Origin of the sequence: Oceanisphaera sp. IT1-181 (assembly GCF_033807535.1) — a bacterium.
Taxonomy (GTDB): Bacteria; Pseudomonadota; Gammaproteobacteria; order Enterobacterales; family Aeromonadaceae; genus Oceanimonas.
Genome location: NZ_CP136856.1, coordinates 1,163,494 through 1,184,813, shown reverse-complemented (window position 1 = coordinate 1,184,813; position 21,320 = coordinate 1,163,494). Strand labels below are relative to the sequence as shown.

The window sequence follows — 21,320 nt, the reverse complement described above, 5'->3', positions numbered from 1 at the left end:
CCGATCAGTTAAGAAATTTTGGCGATCGGTTGACCGATCCTTATACGGCGTCAGAATACCCTCATCACCACATGGTATGAGGGTATTTTTTTGCTTGCTCACTGGTTACTCGACACCGATACATTTGCCGTTCCTGAGTCGTTATCGACCTTTCACAAACACCTTCCTCTGGACTGGATTCATACCGCGCTAGAGCAAACGGATAAAGCGAGTGTCAGGCGGCGAAAGCTCCCCGCCGAGCTGGTGGTCTGGTTGGTTATCGCCATGGGATTATTTCGTGACCGTTCGATTAGTGATGTGGTAGACAAGTTAGATCTTCAACTGACCAATAAGCTGGGAGAGTCCGTCGCGCCCAGTGCCATTCCCCAAGCTAGACAACGTCTGACTAGCGAGCCATTAGCCGCCTTGTTTAACCTCACGGCTGCGCGTTGGATTGCAGAAGAAGACGGTAAGGATACCTGGCATGGACTTCGACTTTATTCTGTCGACGGCACCCAATTTCGCACTGCGGATACCCCCGAGTTAGCCAAACACTTCGGTTACGTTAAACACAGTAAAACGGCCCATACTGAATACCCCGTTGTTCGTCTGTGTGCCTTTAGTTCTCTGCGTAGTCGCATGGTTCATCATGTTGCTTTTGGCCCGAGTCATCAGGGAGAAGTCACTTATACTAAGCAACTGCTTGCGCATGTCCCCGATCACAGCCTAACGATATTTGACCGTTGTTATCTCAGTGCAGAATTATTGATTAACTGGCAACGCCAGCATCCTCACGCGCACTGGATGGTACCCATAAAAAGTAACACCCAATATACGGTGCTGCACTCGTTTTCAGAGTGCGATCATCTGGTGGAAATGAAAGTGTCACCTCAGGCAAGAAAATTAGATCCTTCCTTGCCGGAGCACTGGCAAGCGCGGCTGGTACTTTACCCTGAGCCGGTTAGCAGCAACCATATCAAGGGCGTACTGTGCTCGTTAGTCGATGGACAGCAGCACTCAGGCCAAGCGTTACTGGATGTCTATTTTGAGCGGTGGGAGATCGAAAATAGTTATGGGGAAATTAAACATCGGATGCTGGAGGATACGATTTTATTGCGCAGTCAGTCGGTTGAAGGTGTCACGCAGGAGCTGTGGGGGATTTTACTTGCCTACAATTTAGTGCGGGTGGAGATCAGCCGCATTGCTCACGAGGCAGACGTCTCACCGCTGCGGATTAGTTTTATGATGGCGTTAAGAGATATTCAGGATGAAGTAATGTGGTGTGCCATCGCCGCCCCCGGCACGATCCCCAAAAAGCTGAGGGCCATGCGCGAGCGAGTGAAGCGCTATATTTTGCCTGAAAAAAGAAAACGGCCCAAGAGTAGGACCGTTCGGATATCAAAAACTCGGTACCCCATTCGCTCTAAACACGCTTAACTGAATGGTGTTAGCCTTGCGGCGGCTGATTAAACTAAATCATAACTTTATGCGGTTTCTTCAACTGCTGCTATCGGTAAGCTTTGCGTCACATAACGCCCAGGTGCTGGCATTAACGCAGGACACTCCACCGAACCCACGGTGCGAGCAGGCACTTGCTTTTCACCTAAGAAAGGCGTCGCCCACTGCTGCCAATGTGTCCACCATGAGCCGTCTTCGCGTTTAGCTGTCGCTAACCACTGCTCTGGATTGTCGAACTTCGACTCACTCAGCCAATAACCATACTTATTTTTGCTTGGCGGGTTAACCACACCGGCCACGTGCCCTGACTCACCCAACACCATGGTTTTGTCTCCACCCAAGAGGTTAGAGCCCTTGAAGGTGGCGTCCCACAGCGCGATGTGATCTTCTTTGGTCGATAAGAAGTAGCTAGGAGTGGTAACTTTGCCAAGATCGATGGCAACGTCGCCAATCTTAACCGCACCCGCTTCACTCAAACTGTTATTGAGATACAAGTCGCGTAGCAAGAAGTTAGCACAAGTGGCACTTAAGTTGGTGCTATCACTGTTCCAATACAAGATATCAAACTCTGAGGGCTCTTCGCCTTTCAGGTAGTTATCAATGTAATAGTTCCAGTACAAACTGTTTTCACGCAACAAACTAAAGGTTACGGCCATTTTGCGGCCATCAAAGTAGCCTTGGGCTTCGTTCATTTGTGCCATGGCATTGATGACCGGCGGGTTGATAAACACACCCACTTCACCTGGCTGCGTAAAGTCGAGCAAGGTAGTCAGATAGGTAGCGCTCTTCACCCGCGACTTAACACCCTTAGCCACATACGCAGCCTGCGTAGCCGCTAATAAGGTACCGCCAATGCAGTAACCGATGGCGTTTACTTCTTTCTCTTTGGTCACCTGCTCAATAACGCGAATGGCTTCCATGGTGCCAGACTGCACCAAGTCAGAAAAACTGATGTTCGCCTGCTCTTTTCCTGGATTACGCCACGACATAATAAACACCGTATGTCCTTGGTCGCGCAGCCAAGCCACCAAAGATTTTTGCTCGGTTAAGTCTAGGATATAATACTTATTAATAAACGGCGGTATGATCAGCAATGGCGTTTTATGTACCGTTTTAGTGGTAGCCGCATACTGGATCAGTTCAAAAATGTCATTTCTAAACACCACATCGCCCGGCGTCACTGCTAAGTTCTCACCTAAGGTGAACGCAGATTGGCGTGTCATGCGGATTTTTAACATGTCAGCACTGGCGGCCATGTCTTCTTGATACAGGGCTATGCCTTTTACTAGGTTCGCCCCTTTCTCTTCTATGGTGCGCAATAGCACCTCTGGATTGCTCCAGATAAAGTTAGTGGGAGAAAGTGCGTTAATGGTTTGGCGAAAAGTGAACTTTAAGCGCTCACGTACCGAGTCTGGCACACCTTCGACCACGTCCAGCATGTCGGTTAACGACTTAGAAAAGTGCAAATAAGACTGACGTATGAAGTCAAAGTGCGGGTTTTCTGTCCATGCTTTGTGCTTAAAACGGCGATCACCCGGAGGATCCGCCACTATGCTGGCAGCGCCGCTGTCTAAACTTTTCATCATACTGTTTTGGCAAATAGCTAACTGCCCCTGCCACCACTGCATCTGCATATCGAGCAAATGCATCGGATTGCTCGATATGGCTTTATAGAACAGTTGTAAATCGTCAGAGTTAACTTGAGATAAGGCGTCACTAACTGGGTCATCGCCCCACTTGGCCTTTTGCATTTCTGACCACATAGTTTCATTCCAATTAAAAAACTGCCCTATGGGGTCTTGATTGTTAAACGTATTTTGTAGCATTGCTTTTCCCTGATAGAGATTGCAGAGCCCCTACAACAAGAATGGGAAGGAGCCTTAAGACCCCTTCCCAACAATATGTTCTAGCTGAAGGGCTAACCCTAAACCGAATTTATTTTGGTGCGTCGGTCGCTATAGTTTCTAGTCCAGTTTTAAACTCTTGTGCAAGATCTGCTAATTTTTTAGCATCTTCCATCATTTGCTGGCTTATGCGGGTCATGGTTTCTAATTGCTTAGTCCCCATATTAACTAACGACTGCGCATCTTTAACCTGACTACCTAACTGCAGCTGCGCCAGACCAATTTCAGCGTATTGACGTGCTGCATCCAATTGCAAATTAGTCAATGCCGTAAAGTTATCTGCGACCAACTGGTTAAATTTCAGCACCGGCGCAAAGGTCTTGTCGCTGTCTTTATTAAAATTCTGGAACATATTGGTATACATTGCTTTATTTCCTTCTTAAAGAAGCCAATAACTGCGTGTATTACACTCGCTTGAGGATAACAGCCGTACCCATGCCGCCGCCAACACACAATGACGCTAAGCCTAGCTCAGTTTGGCTGCGTTGCAATTCGTGCAGCAAAGTAACCAAAATTCGGTTACCTGACGCCCCCAAGGGGTGACCCAAAGCAATGGCGCCGCCGTTGACGTTAGTTTTTTCCAATAACGTCTGCTCGGCAATATCATGCTGAGTGGATAACTGTCTTACCACACCCAAAGCTTGGCCAGCAAAGGCTTCGTTAAGCTCTAAGCGCTCCATTTGTGCCAGCGTCAAGTTAGCGCGTGATAACGCTTGCTTGATAGCAGGTACTGGACCCAGACCCATAATGGTAGGGTCTATGCCACCTTGACCGTAGCCAACCACTTCGGCGAGCGGAGTTAAGCCATACTTTTCAACCGCTGACTTGCTAGCCACGATAATGGCACTGCCGCCGTCGTTAATACCAGAGGCATTGCCTGCTGTTACTGAACCATCGGCTTTAAATGCAGGGCGCAAGCGTCCTAAAGACTCAACAGTGGTGCCGTCTTTCGGATATTCATCTGTATCAACGGTAATGGTTTCTTTACGCGTTTTAACTTCTACCGGCACGATTTCATCTTTAAAATGACCCGCTTTAATCGCGGCTACCGCTTTGTTTTGGCTCGCGGCTGCAAGGGCATCTTGCTCGTCACGGCTGATATTTTCTTGCGCAACTACGTTCTCGGCGGTCACACCCATGTGGTACTTATTGAACACATCGGTTAAGCCGTCATTGATCAGTAGATCACTCAAGGCCATGTCGCCCATTTTATGGCCGTTACGCAAATCACCCTTAGCGATAAAAGGGATTTGTGACATGTTTTCACAACCCGCAGCAACCACGATATCCGCATCGCCCGCTTTAATGTGCGCACAAGCGTCCATTAAGGTTTTCATACCACTGCCGCACACCATGTTCAGGCTGTAGGCTGGAACACCAACGGGAATGCCCGCAGCCAGTGCCGCTTGACGACCAATGCCCATGCCTTGACCGGCACTGATCACGTTGCCAACAATCACTTCATTAACGTGCTCAGGTGCCAGGCCTGCTTGAGCCAACGCACCTTTAATCGCAATACCGGCCAGCTCTGCGGCGGGAACAGTTCTTAATGCACCACAGAAACTACCAATCGGGGTACGCTTTGCAGCAACAATATATACAGGTTCAGACATAAATAACTTTCACTCCATTGATAATAAATAGCCGAATTTTAGTGCTTATTGCATGTACAGGCCGCCGTTCACGGACAGCGTTTCGCCTGTCACGTAACCGCCGTATTCACCTGCCAGATACAGTACCGCACCAGCAACTTCTTCCGTGGTTGCTAGGCGCTTAAGGGGGATAGTCGCCTTGATAGAATCCAGTACGTCTTCGCGGATAGCGGTAACCATTGGTGTCGCTGTGTAACCTGGGGCAACTGCGTTTACACTCACACCAAAACGCGCGCCTTCGGCCGCTAAGGCTTTAGTAAAACCAATCATGCCGGCTTTAGCCGCTGAGTAGTTCACCTGACCGTATTGACCTTTCAAGCCGTTAACTGAAGAGATATTGATAATGCGGCCAGAGCCTTGCTCACACATTTGGTTAAATACCGGCTGTGTTACGCTGAACAGGCTGTTGAGGTTGGTATCCATGACTTGCTGCCATTGGTCCAACGTCATTTTCTTGAAGGTGGTGTCACGAGTAATACCCGCATTGTTCACCAATACATCGATACGACCCAGCTCACGTAGCTTCTCGGCCAGCACTTCACTCACGGCACTATGATCACTCACATCCAGAGCTAATAATTGAATATCTTGTCCGTCCAGTTTTTCTTCTTGTAGCCATTGTTTAGCCTGTGCTTCTTTTTCTTTACCTGGGCGGTGAGTCGCAACTACTTTGTAGCCATTAGTTAAGAACATGCGACATACTTCTGTACCAATTCCGCCAGCGGCGCCGGTAACCAGTACAATTTTCTTATCCGTCATTAAATCACTCCTTGTGTGGGATTACTGCACAAGCTCAGTTCCATACTGAGCTGTTTATTATTTTTCTGCGCGTTTTTATTAATACCAGACCCGAAAGTCAACTATTCACACTCAGTAACCAGAACACTATAATCTTATTTTCATAACAAATGAAATTTATTTAACAGCACTTAAAAAACAAATCAAAATTTACATCCAAGCCGCTCCACAGAAGTACTTAATCTCATTAAGGAAAACGCAGTACCCAGTGATAAAATTGCATGCCGTTAGTTTTCATATTCACTTGAATCACCAGACTACCAAGCCGTTAAATTTAAACCTATATCTTACGGTGTGTTTACTACATTCACATGACAGAGAAAGATGACACCAACGCCCATTAGTTTACTAATCTGCCTTTGCCCTGATATCCCTTTAATCTTTTACTGGAGTAAGCACTCTAAATAAAATAATTACGCTCACCCATTAAGCTCGCCATCCTTTTGCGCTATATTGAGGCTGTTTAATAGTAAGCAGGAATACGCTCACGTTTTCTGCCGCCCAAACACACCTGCTCTTTACAGTATTGAAAGTGTCAGCAGATCATCGCAATTGTAGAGTAAGGCTACTCGGTTACCATGCCCTGCTTGCAGCATTAACGTCCCCCCCAATGACTGGTCAATAAACAATCAGCACACAGTTAAATTGGCGCACTACTCGCCAAGTGCTGCAGATTTCAGCGGCTTTTGCTTACTCTTGCAGCAAACAAACTAATTTCAATGACAAAGCGACTTTGAGTGTTGACAGCTAACGGGGTAGCCATTAACATTCGGCTCGCATTCAAGCAATGCAATTCCCCTTTAGTTCAGTTGGTAGAACGCCGGACTGTTAATCCGTATGTCGCTGGTTCAAGTCCAGCAAGGGGAGCCAATTTTAGTAGTAAGAAAACAGTAATAAAAAGTTTACCTGTTCCCCTTTAGTTCAGTTGGTAGAACGCCGGACTGTTAATCCGTATGTCGCTGGTTCAAGTCCAGCAAGGGGAGCCAATTTTAGTAGTAAGAAAACAGTAATAAAAAGTTTACCTGTTCCCCTTTAGTTCAGTTGGTAGAACGCCGGACTGTTAATCCGTATGTCGCTGGTTCAAGTCCAGCAAGGGGAGCCAATTTTAGTAATGAAGAAACTAGTAGTAAAAATTAGTAACAAAAACAGCAAGGCAAACTAAGTGTAAACCTCTTCCCCTTTAGTTCAGTTGGTAGAACGCCGGACTGTTAATCCGTATGTCGCTGGTTCAAGTCCAGCAAGGGGAGCCAATTTCTATCTTATCCTACGTCCTAGAAAGCACTCCTTTCGTTTTATGTAACACTGTCTCAGTTATACTCATCACCTCTTTATATACCCCGTTTTAACAAGGATTGTGGCTATGCGGGAACGAGCTCCCTTTGGTCAGGCTTTACTGCTATCTGGTTTTATTATGCTGTTACTCAGCATCTTAGTGCCTTGGTGGGCCAGCTACTCCGCCTTGCAGCAACAAGCGCAAATTATCAGCAGTCAATTAACCGCCACTTCAAGCTCTGATTCTGCAACTGCCGCTCTGGCCGGATTAGTTAATACCACAAGCGATCAGCCCTTAACCGATCCCGCACCCGCTTGGTGGTTTGGCCAATTAGGTGCCAACCAACAATACTCTCAAGGTGAAACGCTCCTATTTTATCGGCTTGATACCAAGGCCGCTAATCAGCAATGGGTTTGGGTTACCCTACCCTTGCTAGTGGCCAATCTACTGATTTTTATCACACTCTATCGTCGCTGGCGTCAGATTTATAACGTTGAGCATGCTCACTTGCAGAATATGCTGCTAGACCCAGAAGCCAATAACTTCCGTCACGAGCATCCCATTGCCAACGCTATTGTTAACTTACATCAAAACTATGATCAGCAGCTTAGTATTTTTAAGCGAGAATTACACGCGGCACAACAGCAAAGCTTTCAAGACAGCCTAACGCTGCTCGGTAACCGTTTTGCCTTTCGCCGCGACTTGGCGCTGCTGCTCAACGACGACAATCATCTGGCCAGTTCCACTTTGATGATAGTGCGCGCCAGTAGTCTGCAAAGCATTAATATCGAGCAAGGCTTTCAGGCCGGCGATCAGTACTTACAAGACATCGTCAAGATCGTGCGCAAGGTCATTCAGCCAGAGATAGGCGCTCACGGTTATCGCATCAGTGGCACAGACATCGCCGTGTTGTTTAAAGGGCAATGTGAGCCCTTAGCCCACCGCCTTGGGGATAGGTTGCAGCAAGAGTTATATCATTATCAGCATATTCATGAGCTGACTTGCGCCGCTTACATTGGCTTTACTCAATTATTGCCCGGGCAAAGCGCTGAGCATGTACTCACACGCGCCGATTTAGCGCTGGCACAAGCACAGGGCGAGGAGCCTAATAGTTGGAGCATGTTGCTTAAGCAAGACGAAGACGAGTCTATGGGTGAGAGCCAATGGCGTCAGCGTTTACAAAGCATGCTGGATGACAATCAAGTGTTATTGCAAGTACAGCCCGCGCAAATTTATAAGTCGGAAATGCAGGGTTATAACGAGATTTATACGCGCTTCCCCAATACCAGTGGCGGCACTTATCCCGCCAGCACAGTGTTCGCCATGTTGCAGCGCCTGAATATGTCGATGCAATTCGAGCAGAAAATCATTGAAGTGATCTTGACGCAAATTAAGCAGTCACCGTTAACGGGGCAACGCTGGGCCATTAATCTCACCCCCGCCAGTTTGCAGCAAAGCTCATTTTTAATTTGGTTAGAACGCATTTTATTGCGAGAGCGCGATATTACTTCAAAGTTAGTGTTTGAGTTAGACGAGCAAGTATTACAGCATCAACTTGAGGTCAATAAGCGCTTACTCGAGGTGATCCGTCGTGCCGGCGCTCGCTATGCGGTGAGCCGCTTTGGTCATGGTTATGGCTCGTTTCGTTTATTACAAGAGATCAAGCCAGACTACGTCAAACTTGATGGTTTACTGGTGAAACTGTTGCATCAAGACCACACCACTCAGCAGTTTGTACGCATGATTATCGATTTAGCTCAGCGCTTAGGCTGTCGTGTGATTGCGGAGGGGGTGGAAACCATGGAGCAAAAGCAATTGCTAGAGTCCATGCATATCGATGGGGTACAGGGCTACTTAATTGCGAAGCCCAGTGACTTTACTCACTTTAAGGCCCTGTCTTGAGGTCAGTTATTAAGGTGTAGGCGTCTTAAAACGGATTAATTGATTAATCAATTGGCCTAAGTGCCGGTAACGCTTGAGCTCTTCAGCGTTATAATGAGTCGACATAGTGGCTGAGCTATGACGATGTTTGAGATAGCGCATAATTTGTAGGCGATTAAAGCCCCCTACTTGATACACCAAGTTAAGCAGCGTTTTTACTTGCTCCGAGTCCAGCCCGCATATCTCTTCATAGCCTGCTTCCAGTGGGCTATGAATAGTGACCTCAACTTGGCTTAACTGCTTGGCCTCTTGTAAATACTCTAACCATTGCTCCACGTACATCGGCTTAGTGCCGGCCAGCAAATCAAAGTATCCTTTACCAGAGCGACAATCAGTCAGCAGTACCACGGCCAGTTTATCCGTATCGCAGCTAAAAGTAATAGTGCCCTGCTCACTCCAATCGAGTGCTTGTATGCGAATTTCAGCTTGGCCACCATCCGCCCCCTGCACCTTGAATATAAACACGTTTATTCCCCTATTGTCAGTAATGACCATCTTGGCGTAATCTCGCTGAGGAGTCAAAGTCGGACTTCACAGCCCCCTGATATAGGTGTATGGTCTGCCCTCAAGATATTTGGCTAGTTAGTAAGGAGTTCGTCATGCCCAATATGGAAGTGACCTTTAGTATTTCTGAATTGGCTCATGAGTTCGAAATTACTCCTCGTACCTTGCGCCATTATGAAGAGCTTGGCCTTTTGTCTCCAAGACGCAAAGGCAATGCGCGCATTTACAGCCACAAAGATAAATTTAGACTGGCCCTCACCATACGCGGTAAACGCCTAGGCTTTAGTTTGGCCGAAATGCGTGAATTATTTGAACTATATGACGCCGAGCACAGATCTCGCCCCCAGCTGCATTCCATGGTGGCCATGATCGCAGAGAAGCGCGCCAGTTTACGCCAGCAGCAAGCAGATATTGCTAAAGTGCTGGCCGAACTGGATGCGGCAGAAATTAAAGCTCGTGAGACGCTAGAAAAAATGAAGCATCATTAGACATAGCATTAAGCGCCTGGCGCCCAGCACCAAGGAAAACAAAGAACAGTGTTTTCTTTTAACTGGGCGCCGGGCGCTTGGGGCTCGGCGCTATTTGGTTAACAGCTAATACTGGCTAGCTGTTCGAAGTAATCAGGGAAGGTTTTTGCTGTGCACTTAGGATCTAAGATGATCACAGCGGTATCGCTTAATGCCACCAGCGAAAAGCACATGGCTATGCGATGGTCGTTATAAGTGGCAATCTCCGCCTCTTGTAACTCAGCCGTCGGTGTTACGACTATGTAATCTTCGCCCTCTTCGACTTCTACCCCTAACTTTCTCAGCTCGGTCGCCATTGCATACAGACGGTCGGTTTCTTTCACCCGCCAGTTATGAATGTTGCTAATGCGCGTGGTACCGGTGGCAAACAAGGCGGTGGTCGCAATCGTCATGGCTGCATCGGGAATATGGTTCATGTCCATATCAACCGCGCGCAGTGGACCGATATTTTCCGCTTCAATAAAGTTATCGCCCCAAGTGATCTTGGCACCCATGGCTTCCAATACATCCGCAAACTTCACATCACCTTGAATGCTGTTACTGCCCACGCCCGTAACCCGGACTTTACCTTTAATGGCACCCGCGGCTAAAAAGTAAGAAGCCGACGAGGCATCCCCTTCTACCAAGAACTGCCCTGGTGAGACGTAGGTCTGATTGCCTTTGATATAAAAGGTTTGGTAATTGTCATGTTCAAGCTCGACACCAAACTGACTCATGGCATGTAAGGTAATGTCGATATAGGGCTTAGAGACCAGCTCACCCTTAATGTGCACCCGGGTATCGCCTGAGGCCATGGGAGCGGCCATTAACAGCGCCGTTAAAAACTGGCTTGAAACAGAGCCATCGATATGCACATCGCCGCCCCACAAGCCCTTGCCATTAATAAATACCGGCGGATAACCGTCAGTTTTTAAATAGCTAATTTCTGCACCCGCTTCACGCAAGGCTTCTACCAAGTGCCCGATAGGTCGCTCCCACATGCGAGGCTCACCGGTCAGGGTAAACTCGCCTGTGCCCAAGCAAAGCGCCGCACATAAGGGGCGCATGGCAGTACCCGCATTACCTAAAAACAGCGATATGGGCTCAACAGCACTAAACGCGCGCCCTAACCCATGCACCACACATTCGGTTTTATCAGCCGACAATTCATACTGCACCCCCAGCGTCCTAAGCGCATCTAGCATATAACGCGTGTCATCACTGTCGAGCAGGTTGGTCAGGTGCGTAATACCCTGTGCTTGAGCCGCCAGCAACAGAGCTCTGTTTGACAATGATTTAGAGCCGGGCAAATTAACCGTGCCCTCCACCCGAGCAATGGGAGATAGTTTAAGGCTTTCCATATGATTCCTAGAGGTAAGAATAAACACAACTGAGCTATGAAGACGTTAACAGGAGGGGTGGCGCAGGGCAAGCTTACTGGCCCTGCGCGCCATCGCACCGGTTTAGCTAAGCACTTTAATTCAGCGCTTTAATTAAAAACCTGACATTAAGCGCCGTTACTCAACACCTTAGCCAACGCTTCTATGCAGCGTTGATTTTCCTGTGCAAGTCCAATACTGATGCGCAAGCACGTCGGTAAGCCGTAGCCGGCGATGGGTCGCACTATCACGCCTTCGCGCAACAAAGCTTCATACACAGGAGTCGCATCACGCTTAAGGTCCAGGGTAATAAAGTTAGCGCGGGATTTTACGTAGCTAATGCCTTGGCTTTCAAAGAAGGCTTCATAGCGTGCCATTTCTCGCTGATTTAAGCCTACAGCCTCACTCAAGTACTCAGTATCACCCAAGGCGGCTTCGGCGGCAGCCAGCGCTAAGCTGTTGCAGTTAAAGGGCTCACGCACTCGGTTTAACACACTGATTAATTCAGGGTGCGCCACCATATAACCGACCCGCAAACCCGCTAATCCATAGGCTTTAGAGAAGGTGCGCGAGACGATCAAGTTCGGATATTGCGCCAACCAGTCGATAGACGGATGACGTTCATCTTCCGCTACATACTCGGTATAGGCTTCATCTAATATCACCAACACTTGGCTGGGCACTTTAGCCAAAAAAGCGTTTAATTCCGCTTTGGTTAAGAAAGTACCGGTCGGATTATTGGGGTTAGTGATGCATACCAATTTAGTGCGCTCAGTAATCGCCGCCGCCATCGCATCTAAGTCATGACCTAAATCTTTCGCAGGCACCACTATGGCCTCGGCACCGTGACCTTGCGTGGCCAATGCGTAGACAATAAAGGTGTACTGGGAATAGACCACTTGTTGGCCTGCAGCGACGAAGGTGTGATACACCAAGTCGATCAGCTCATTGGAGCCATTGCCCAAGATCAACTGGTCGGTATTCACCGCCAGTTTTTCCGCCAATGCAGACTTTAAAGCAAAACCATTGGCATCCGGATAACGCGCCAAATCAGGCAGCGCCCGCTCAATGGCGGCCCGCGCCTTAGGCCCCAAGCCTAACGGATTTTCATTGGAAGCCAGCTTAATGCTGTTGCTAATGCCCAGCTCACGCTCTAGCTCTTCCACCGGTTTACCCGGCTGATAAGGGTGCAACTTTTCAACCCCAGCATTCGCCAAGGCCAGATAATTTATACTCACAAGGGATCCTTACAATTTAAATCAAGGTGAAGAGTAAAGGGTGAGGTGTGAGGCATTACCCATAACCCCCACCCTTCAGGTTAGGGGTTATGTCGCCCTCTTTACCCTTCACTCTTTACCCTTCACATATGCTGTTTTAAGCGTGTTGCTTGGCGAACTTATTCATAAAGTCGACTAACGCCTGTACGCCTTCGATGGGCATGGCGTTGTAAACGCTGGCACGCATGCCACCCACTAAACGGTGGCCTTGCAGTGCCAGTAAACCGGCCGCTTCTGCTTCTTTCAAGAAGGCCGAATTTAAGCTTTCGTCTTTGAGTTGGAACGGAATGTTCATCCAAGAACGCGCGTCTGGGTGTACGTTGTTGCCGTAAAAATTGCTGGCATCCACGTAGTTATAGAGCAAGTCGGCTTTGGCTTTGTTGCGCTCGCCCATGGCGGTTAAGCCACCTTGGCGCTTTAACCACTTGAATACCAAGCCCGCTAAGTACCAGGCGTAGGTCGGCGGCGTATTCACCATAGAATCGGCTTTAGCCATGGCCGCATAGTCCATGATCACCGGCGTATGGGCAAAAGCTTGGTCCAACAAGTCTTCGCGAACGATCACTACCGCCAAGCCAGACGGCCCTATGTTCTTCTGGGCGCCAGCATAAATCAGGCCAAATTGGGTCACATCTATCGGGCGTGATAAAATAGTAGAAGACATATCCGCCACCAAAGGCACTGAACCAGTCTTTGGCACGAAGTGATATTCGATGCCGTCTACCGTTTCGTTCGGACAGTAATGTACATAAGCGGCGGTGGGGTCTAGATCCCAGCTGCTGGCCAGTGGGCGCAAGCCTTGTTCGACGTCACCAAAACCATCTAATACGCGGACCGTGCCTAATTTTTCTGCTTCTTCTACCGCAGATTTGGACCACTGACCGGTCACGATATAGTCAGCCTTGGCATTTTTTCCCAACAGGTTCATCGCCACGGCGGCAAATTGGCCACGGCCGCCGCCTTGCAAGAACAGCACCTTATAGCTGTCTGGGATCTGCATTAAGTCGCGCAAGTCTTGCTCGGCCGCGGCGGCCACCGCAATAAAATCACTGCTGCGATGACTCAGCTCCATCACAGACACGCTTAAGTCATTAAAATTACGAAATTCAGCTTGTGCCTGCTGCATCACGTCCACCGGCAGCATAGCCGGACCTGCACTGAAGTTATAAACCATGTTTGCCATTTCCCTGCGTTATCCTGTCTGCTTAATATTCAATAAAAACGCCCATTGAGCGCAGAGTGTTCTCCTTGAAACTCAAGGGTTGCAAGCTCTGCATTATCATCATAGCGAACCATCATCTTAATATGATCGTTTTACACCGCTGGGCGTTTAAGTCAAAGAGATTTTACTGATTGCTGCTTTAGATACCCCAAGCAGCACCTTTAAATAAATATAAACTGCGTTTTAGATAAACAAAAGGGGCCACATAGGCCCCTTGTTATCATTATCAGTGATTATTCTTGCTTAGGCTCTTCGTCTGCATCGTCTTCATCCGCAGCGTCTTGCTCTTGGTCGTCAGCGTCAGATTGTTCAGTCGTATCTGCATCAGTTGCATCAGCGACTTCACCTTCTGTGTCTGCTTCGTCCAACAACTCTTCTTCTTCGGGTTCTTCAATGCGCTGTAGGCCCACCACTAGCTCGTCTGCTCCGGTGCGGATCAAACGCACGCCTGCGGTGTTACGACCAATAAGGCTCACTTCTAATACGCGGGTGCGCACTAAAATGCCGCCATTGGTGATCAGCATAATCTCGTGGGTATCATCGACCTGAATCGCGCCCACTACTGCACCATTACGCTCGCCCACTTTAATGGACAATACGCCCATGGTGCCACGGCTGCGCGTTGGGTATTCCACCAGCGCGGTACGCTTGCCGTAACCATTGGCGGTCACGGTTAAGATCGGACCTTCGCCGCGCGGAATAATCAAGGACACCACTTTATCACCGGCACCTAAACGAATACCGCGCACACCAGCCGCAGTACGACCCATGGGGCGTACGCCCTTAAAGGGCTTGCTGTCACCGGCTTCGGCAACGTCAGTCTCTTCAGCGTCAACGTCGGCTTCTTCGCCGTCGACCAGCTCAACCGCTTCGCTCTCTTCCAGCTCAACGACCTCGCCATCAATCACCTCGGCTGCCATGACTTCAACTTCATCATGGCCACTGCCTTCGGCAAAGCGTACTACCTTACCCGCATCCGAGAACAACATGATCTCGTTGCTGCCATCGGTAATGTCCACGCCAATCAACTCATCGCCATCGCGAAGATTAATGGCACGAATACCCGAGACTAACGGACGACGGAACGCAGACAGACTGGTCTTCTTCACGGTGCCATCGGCAGTGGCAAAGAACACGTACTTATCGTCACAGTATTCCTGCACCGGCAAGATGGCGGTGATCCGCTCGTTAGCACCTAATGGCAACATATTAACGATCGGACGACCGCGTGCGGCACGGCTGGCTTCTGGCAACTGATACACCTTCAACCAGTAAACCTTACCTGCGGTCGAGAAGCACAAAATGGTGTCGTGGGTGTTGGCTACCAACAAGCGCTCCACAAAGTCTTCATCTTTCATGCGCGTGGCCGACTTACCGCGTCCACCACGACGCTGAGCCTCGTAGTCGGTGACCGGCTGATACTTCACATACCCTTCATGAGAAAGGGTGACCACTACGTCTTCACGTGTGATCAAGTCTTCGATATTGATCTCAGAGCTAGAGTTGGTGATCTCGGTACGACGAGCATCGCCATACTGCACTTTGATCAGTTCTAACTCTTCGGTGATCACTTCCATCAACCGCTCAGGGGTGTTCAAAATATAAAGCAGCTCAGCAATCAGCAGCAGCAGACCTTTATATTCTTCCAGAATCTTTTCGTGCTCAAGACCGGTTAAACGGTGCAGACGCAAGTCCAAAATCGCTTGGGCCTGTTGCTCGGTTAAGTGATAAATACCATCACGAATACCAAACTCCGGATCTAACCATTCAGGACGCGCCGCATCGTCACCTGCTTGCTCAAGCATGGCGGCCACGTGCCCCAGCTGCCAGCCTTGGCTGATTAAGCCCGCTTTCGCTTCGGCCGCAGTAGAGGAAGCACGGATCAACTCAATAATGGGGTCAATGTTCGCCAAGGCGATCGCCAGACCTTCCAAAATATGAGCGCGATCTCGCGCTTTGCGCAATTCAAACACGGTGCGGCGGGTAACCACTTCGCGTCTGTGCTGGATAAAGCACTCCAGCATATCTTTTAAGTTAAAGATGCGCGGCTGATTGTTATCCAGTGCCACCATGTTGATGCCGAACACATTCTGCATCTGGGTTTGTGAATACAGGTTATTCAAAATAACCTCGCCCACTTCCCCACGGCGTACTTCAATCACGATGCGCATGCCGTCTTTATCAGACTCATCACGCAGAGCAGTAATACCCTCGATGCGCTTTTCTTTTACCAAGTCGGCGATTTTTTCAATCAAACGCGCTTTGTTCACCTGGTAAGGCAGCTCGGAGACGATAATGGTTTCGCGACCGGTTTTTTCATCGGTTTGCACTTCTGCTACCGCACGCACGTAGATTTTGCCACGGCCCGTGCGATAGGCATCTATGATGCCTGAACGACCATTGATGATGCCGCCAGTCGGAAAATCCGGACCTGGGATCAGCTCAATCAATTGATCGATAGTGATGTGTTCGTTTTCGATCAGCGCCAAACAACCGTCGACTACTTCATTTAAGTTATGAGGTGGAATATTGGTGGCCATGCCCACGGCGATGCCGGAGGAGCCGTTCACCAACAGGTTGGGCACTTTAGTCGGCATCACTGCCGGTATCATCTCGGTGCCATCGTAGTTCGGCACCCAGTCAACGGTATCTTTATCCAGATCTGCCAGTAATTCGTGGGCGATCTTATCCATACGTATTTCGGTATAACGCATCGCAGCAGCGGAGTCGCCGTCTACTGAACCGAAGTTGCCTTGGCCATCGACCAAGGTGTAACGCATAGAGAATTCCTGTGCCATACGCACGATAGTGTCGTAAACGGCACTGTCTCCGTGTGGGTGGTATTTACCTATTACATCACCCACCACACGGGCCGATTTCTTGTATGCTTTGTTCCAGTCGTTGCCAAGTTCGTTCATGGCAAACAGCACGCGGCGGTGCACTGGCTTCAAACCATCTCGTACATCGGGAAGCGCACGCCCTACGATTACGCTCATGGCGTAATCTAGGTAGGAGCGTTTTAGCTCATCCTCAATGTTTATCGGCATGATTTCTCGGGCCAGATCGGTCATAGCAAGTCTTGTCCCCAGTTTATTGTTGATATCGCAATAAATAACGCGCCATTCTACCATACAAATATGCTCAGGGAGCATATAAGGCGCACACAAGCGCACTAGGAATTCGCATTAGGGTCGAGAGGGTAGGTAGCTTAGCCGTAGTAAAGTGCCTTAGGGTCTAGTAGCGAGCATCTGCTTGACTATAATGGCCGCTCGCATTTTCATTTCTCTTTTTATTTCACTTTTTATTTCATTCGCAATAGAGGCGCCGTCCATGAATGTAGATCAACAAGAAATTGAAAAATTTGATGCCATGGCTTCCCGCTGGTGGGACTTAGACGGCGACTTTAAACCGCTACACCAACTCAACCCACTGCGCTTAAGCTGGATTGCCGATAACGCCGGTGGTTTATTTGGTAAACAGGTTATCGACATTGGCTGTGGTGGCGGCATTTTAAGTGAAAGCATGGCCCGCGACGGCGCAGAGGTGACGGGTGTGGACATGGGCAAAGAGCCCTTGGCCGTGGCGCGCTTGCATGCACTGGAAACGGGCGTAAGTGTGAATTATCGTCAAGGCACCGCCGAGCAATTAGCGGTTGAGCTGCCCGAACAGTTTGACGTGGTCACCTGCATGGAGATGCTGGAGCATGTGCCCTCGCCAGCCTCAGTGGTGCAAGCCTGTGCAGATTTGGCCAAACCGGGCGCGACTTTGGTGTTCTCCACCATTAATCGCAACCCTAAAGCCTGGTTGATGATGATCGCCGCCGCCGAGCATATTTTTAAGATGGTGCCCAAAGGCACCCACGATCATAAGAAGTTTATTACCCCTGCCGAGCTGTGCCGCTATATAGAAGCCGCCGGCTTAATCGTGAAAGACATCTCAGGCGTGGTCTATCGCCCACTCAGTGGCGACTTTAAGTTAAGTCGTGATGCCGACGTCAACTACATGGTGCATGCGGTTAAGCCCGTGGCTACGGACGCTGTTTTGAACACACAGCGCTTAGAGAATAAAGCCGCTGACAGTATGGTAGAAAAAAGCGATGACCAAGATGAGCATTAAAGGGGTACTGTTTGATTTAGACGGCACCTTGCTCGACACCGCCGGCGACATGGGCGCGGCGGCCAACCATGTGATCGCCAGCCTCGGCTTGCCGACCTTGTCAGATGACGTACTGCAATGCACCACCTCAGACGGCTCTTATGCGCTATTAAGAGCCGGCATTGACGAAGCCTTAATCGAGCAACACGGCATTGAAGTGTTGCGCGGCCAAATGCTGGCCTTTTATGGTCAAAACTTGTGCCACCACACCCGTCCTTATGAGGGCGTGCCCGAGCTACTCGATTGGCTCAATCGGTATGATATTCCGTGGGGTATCGTCACCAATAAGCCCTCGGCGCTCACTGTACCGTTATTGGCCGAGTTACCCCTGTTTGATAATTGTCGCGTTACCGTTAGCTCAGATACGCTGGTTTTTAAAAAACCCCATCCTGCGCCCTTGCTGTTTGCCGCCGAACGATTAGTGATGGCACCCCAGCAGTGCGTCTATATAGGTGATCATAAACGCGACATTGAAGCCGGGCGCGCCGCGGGCATGACCACCATCGCCGCTATTTGGGGTTATATCTCGGCCGGTGAAGACCCCAATAACTGGCAAGCGGATCATCAAACCCCTACCGTTTTAAGCTTGTTTAATTGGCTAAAAGATGCCGTAGATGTGAAGCGCTGAAAGAAGCAACAAATTCCTAAAAAGCGGTTTTTGCAAGCCAATTATTTTTAAAAATCTTTAGAGCCGTGCATAAAAACGCCAGCGAATCGCTAACGCCAGCCTCCTCAAGGGATAGGCGTTAGCGACCACAAACTCACACGCCGCTAAACACAGATTATCCACAGGGTCAGCTAATTTGGGTCCCTTGAGAAAATGTCTACAACACTCTATATTGTGCTTGTCACCAACCCACATAACTAGATGTAGTGCTTCTACTGAAAATCAAACACATTATATAGTGCCTTTGATTTTATCCGCATGTCTGGCCTTGAGCCTTTAAAGACCGCGTACTACCTACTAGAAAATCACGGAGAATCTCTAACTCATGAATAAAAGTCTGCTGGTCACCAAGCGTTCAGGCGCCAAAGAACCGATCGATCTGGATAAGATCCATCGTGTACTCGATTGGGCAGCAGAAGGCTTGGATAACGTCTCCGTTTCTCAAGTAGAACTGCGCTCGCACATTCAGTTTTATGACGGTATCCGTACCGAAGACATTCATGAGACCATCATCAAGGCCGCCGCCGACTTAATCTCGGAAGAGACGCCTGACTACCAGTATTTGGCCGCCCGCCTCGCGGTGTTCCATTTGCGTAAAAAAGCCTATGGCCGTTTTACGCCACCGCATCTTTATGATCATGTCACGCGCCTGACCGAATCCGGTAAATACGACCAACATATTTTGGCCGACTACAGCCGTGACGAATTTAACGCCTTAAATAACTACATCGATCACGACCGCGACCTGACCTTCTCTTATGCAGCAGTGAAGCAGTTAGAAGGCAAATATCTGGTACAAAACCGCATTAATGGCGACATTTACGAAAGCCCACAGTTCTTATATATGCTGGTGGCCGCCTGCTTGTTCTCTAAGTACCCAAAAGAAACGCGCCTGGATTATGTCACGCGTTTTTACGATGCGGCTTCTCAATTTAAAGTGTCGTTACCCACGCCTATTATGGCCGGCGTGCGCACCCCAACTCGTCAGTTCAGCTCTTGCGTACTGATCGAATGTGGTGACAGCCTTGATTCTATCAACGCGACTTCTAGCGCCATCGTGCGCTACGTGTCTCAGCGTGCGGGCATTGGCATTAACGCCGGGCGCATTCGTGCGCTTGGTAGCCCCATTCGTGGTGGTGAAGCGTTTCACACCGGTTGTATTCCGTTTTATAAGCACTTTCAAACGGCCGTTAAATGCTGCTCTCAGGGCGGCGTGCGCGGCGGTGCGGCCACCTTGTTCTACCCGATGTGGCACTTAGAAGTTGAATCACTGCTGGTATTGAAAAACAATCGCGGCGTGGAAGAAAACCGCGTGCGCCACATGGACTACGGCGTGCAAATTAACCGCCTGATGTACCATCGTTTGATTAAAGGCGGCGACATTACCTTGTTCTCGCCGTCCGACGTGCCCGGCCTGTACGACGCCTTCTTTGAAGATCAGCCTAAGTTTGAAAAGCTGTACGAACAGTACGAGCAAGACTCCAGTATTCGCAAGCGCACCGTAAAGGCCGTGGATTTGTTCTCACTGATGATGCAAGAGCGCGCCGGCACCGGTCGTATCTACATTCAACACGTGGATCACTGCAACACTCACAGCCCGTTTGACCCGACGGTAGCGCCAATTCGCCAAAGCAACTTGTGCTTAGAAATTGCCTTGCCAACTAAGCCACTGACCGACGTGAACGACGCTGAGGGCGAAATTGCCCTGTGTACGTTGTCGGCCTTTAACTTGGGCGCCATTAACGACTTAAGCGAGCTGGAAGAGCTGGCAGATTTGGCCGTGCGTGCGCTGGACGCCCTGCTCGATTATCAAGATTACCCGTTATTGGCCGCGCAAAATGGCTCCATGAATCGCCGTACCTTAGGCATAGGTGTGATCAACTACGCCTACTACTTGGCTAAAAATGGCGTTAAGTATTCCGATGGTAGCGCGCTGGGCTTAACCCACCGCACCTTTGAAGCGATTCAGTATTATCTGCTGAAAGCGTCAGTGAAGTTGGCGGAAGAGTTTGGTCCTTGTCCTGCCTTTAATGAGACCACTTATTCCCAGGGTATCTTGCCAATAGACACCTATAAGAAAGACTTGGATGCGCTTTGCCAAGAGCCGCTGCATTTAGATTGGGAAGGCTTGCGCGAAGAGATTAAAACCAAAGGTTTGCGCAACAGTACTCTGACCGCCTTAATGCCGTCAGAAACCTCAAGCCAGATCTCCAATGCCACTAACGGCATTGAGCCACCGCGCGGCTTGGTATCGGTGAAAGCCTCAAAAGACGGCATCTTAAAGCAAGTAGTGCCTGAGTACGCAGAGCTGAAAGATCAGTATGAATTGTTGTGGCAAATGCCTTCTAACGACGGTTACTTACATTTAGTGGGCGTGATGCAGAAGTTTGTCGATCAGGCTATCTCTGCTAACACCAGCTACGACCCGACCCGTTTTGAAGGGGGCCGAGTGCCGATGAAGCAGCTATTAAAAGACTTGCTCACCGCGTATAAGTTCGGCTTAAAGACGCTGTATTACCATAATACGCGTGACGGTGCGGCCGACGCCCAAAATGATATGCAAGAAGACGATTGTGCCGGTGGCGCTTGTAAAATTTAATGGGTG

General features: G+C 49.2%; 15 protein-coding genes and 4 tRNA genes. 10 read left to right on the top strand and 9 right to left on the bottom strand.

What is annotated here, in order from left to right:
- Positions 1 to 90: 90 nt before the first annotated feature.
- Complete coding sequence (locus tag R0134_RS05475) at positions 91 to 1,416, top strand: IS4 family transposase (RefSeq protein WP_319782802.1); 1,326 nt, start codon at positions 91 to 93, stop codon at positions 1,414 to 1,416.
- Between the two features lie 47 nt (positions 1,417 to 1,463).
- Here the strand turns inward: R0134_RS05475 and phaC are convergent, their stop codons facing one another.
- The 4 genes from phaC to phbB all read right to left on the bottom strand — a co-directional run bounded on the left by phaC (position 1,464) and on the right by phbB (position 5,752).
- Positions 1,464 to 3,263, bottom strand: a complete 1,800-nt coding sequence (gene phaC / locus R0134_RS05470) for a class I poly(R)-hydroxyalkanoic acid synthase (protein WP_319783819.1) — start codon at positions 3,261 to 3,263, stop codon at positions 1,464 to 1,466.
- Positions 3,264 to 3,372: 109 nt separating this feature from the next.
- Positions 3,373 to 3,705, bottom strand: coding sequence for a phasin family protein (locus tag R0134_RS05465; protein WP_319783818.1), 333 nt, complete (start codon positions 3,703 to 3,705; stop codon positions 3,373 to 3,375).
- A 40-nt stretch (positions 3,706 to 3,745) separates the two neighbouring features.
- Positions 3,746 to 4,954 carry an acetyl-CoA C-acetyltransferase gene (locus tag R0134_RS05460; RefSeq protein WP_319783817.1) on the bottom strand — a complete coding sequence of 403 codons (1,209 nt, stop codon included), beginning with the start codon at positions 4,952 to 4,954 and terminating at the stop codon, positions 3,746 to 3,748.
- Positions 4,955 to 4,999: 45 nt separating this feature from the next.
- Positions 5,000 to 5,752, bottom strand: a complete 753-nt coding sequence (gene phbB / locus R0134_RS05455) for an acetoacetyl-CoA reductase (protein ID WP_319783816.1) — start codon at positions 5,750 to 5,752, stop codon at positions 5,000 to 5,002.
- A gap of 833 nt (positions 5,753 to 6,585) precedes the next feature.
- Here phbB and R0134_RS05450 point away from each other — a divergent pair.
- From R0134_RS05450 to R0134_RS05430, 5 genes are all read left to right on the top strand, one after another.
- Positions 6,586 to 6,661, top strand: a tRNA-Asn gene (locus tag R0134_RS05450).
- A gap of 40 nt (positions 6,662 to 6,701) precedes the next feature.
- Positions 6,702 to 6,777, top strand: a tRNA-Asn gene (locus R0134_RS05445).
- 40 nt (positions 6,778 to 6,817) lie between these two features.
- Positions 6,818 to 6,893, top strand: a tRNA-Asn gene (locus tag R0134_RS05440).
- A 72-nt stretch (positions 6,894 to 6,965) separates the two neighbouring features.
- Positions 6,966 to 7,041: transfer RNA gene (locus R0134_RS05435), tRNA-Asn, on the top strand.
- 110 nt (positions 7,042 to 7,151) lie between these two features.
- Positions 7,152 to 8,966 (top strand): EAL domain-containing protein, encoded by a 1,815-nt coding sequence (locus R0134_RS05430; RefSeq protein ID WP_319783815.1) that lies wholly within the window; start codon positions 7,152 to 7,154, stop codon positions 8,964 to 8,966.
- 9 nt (positions 8,967 to 8,975) lie between these two features.
- Here the strand turns inward: R0134_RS05430 and R0134_RS05425 are convergent, their stop codons facing one another.
- Complete coding sequence (locus R0134_RS05425; protein WP_319783814.1) at positions 8,976 to 9,470, bottom strand: hypothetical protein; 495 nt, start codon at positions 9,468 to 9,470, stop codon at positions 8,976 to 8,978.
- Between the two features lie 134 nt (positions 9,471 to 9,604).
- Here R0134_RS05425 and R0134_RS05420 point away from each other — a divergent pair, with 134 nt between their 5' ends.
- A complete protein-coding gene (locus R0134_RS05420; RefSeq protein WP_087034614.1) occupies positions 9,605 to 9,997 on the top strand; it encodes a MerR family transcriptional regulator in 393 nt (130 codons plus the stop codon).
- Positions 9,998 to 10,095: 98 nt separating this feature from the next.
- Here R0134_RS05420 and aroA read toward each other — a convergent pair whose 3' ends face one another.
- From aroA to gyrA, 4 genes are all read right to left on the bottom strand, one after another.
- Positions 10,096 to 11,376: a 3-phosphoshikimate 1-carboxyvinyltransferase gene (gene aroA, locus R0134_RS05415; protein ID WP_319783813.1), complete on the bottom strand. Its 1,281-nt coding sequence runs from the start codon at positions 11,374 to 11,376 to the stop codon at positions 10,096 to 10,098.
- A 146-nt stretch (positions 11,377 to 11,522) separates the two neighbouring features.
- On the bottom strand, positions 11,523 to 12,632 hold the full coding sequence (gene hisC / locus R0134_RS05410) for a histidinol-phosphate transaminase (RefSeq protein ID WP_319783812.1): 1,110 nt from the start codon (positions 12,630 to 12,632) through the stop codon (positions 11,523 to 11,525).
- Between the two features lie 136 nt (positions 12,633 to 12,768).
- Entirely contained in the window at positions 12,769 to 13,854 is a 1,086-nt protein-coding gene (serC, locus tag R0134_RS05405) for a 3-phosphoserine/phosphohydroxythreonine transaminase (RefSeq protein WP_319783811.1), read from the bottom strand.
- A 272-nt stretch (positions 13,855 to 14,126) separates the two neighbouring features.
- Positions 14,127 to 16,964 (bottom strand): DNA topoisomerase (ATP-hydrolyzing) subunit A, encoded by a 2,838-nt coding sequence (gene gyrA, locus R0134_RS05400; RefSeq protein ID WP_319783810.1) that lies wholly within the window; start codon positions 16,962 to 16,964, stop codon positions 14,127 to 14,129.
- A 259-nt stretch (positions 16,965 to 17,223) separates the two neighbouring features.
- On the opposite strand from gyrA, the gene ubiG reads away from it, so the two are divergent.
- From ubiG to nrdA, 3 genes are all read left to right on the top strand, one after another.
- On the top strand, positions 17,224 to 18,009 hold the full coding sequence (gene ubiG / locus R0134_RS05395) for a bifunctional 2-polyprenyl-6-hydroxyphenol methylase/3-demethylubiquinol 3-O-methyltransferase UbiG (RefSeq protein WP_319783809.1): 786 nt from the start codon (positions 17,224 to 17,226) through the stop codon (positions 18,007 to 18,009).
- Entirely contained in the window at positions 17,999 to 18,676 is a 678-nt protein-coding gene (locus R0134_RS05390; protein WP_319783808.1) for an HAD-IA family hydrolase, read from the top strand. Before ubiG ends, R0134_RS05390 begins: the two co-directional genes overlap by 11 nt.
- A gap of 364 nt (positions 18,677 to 19,040) precedes the next feature.
- Positions 19,041 to 21,314: a class 1a ribonucleoside-diphosphate reductase subunit alpha gene (nrdA, locus tag R0134_RS05385; protein WP_319783807.1), complete on the top strand. Its 2,274-nt coding sequence runs from the start codon at positions 19,041 to 19,043 to the stop codon at positions 21,312 to 21,314.
- Positions 21,315 to 21,320 lie beyond the last annotated feature (6 nt).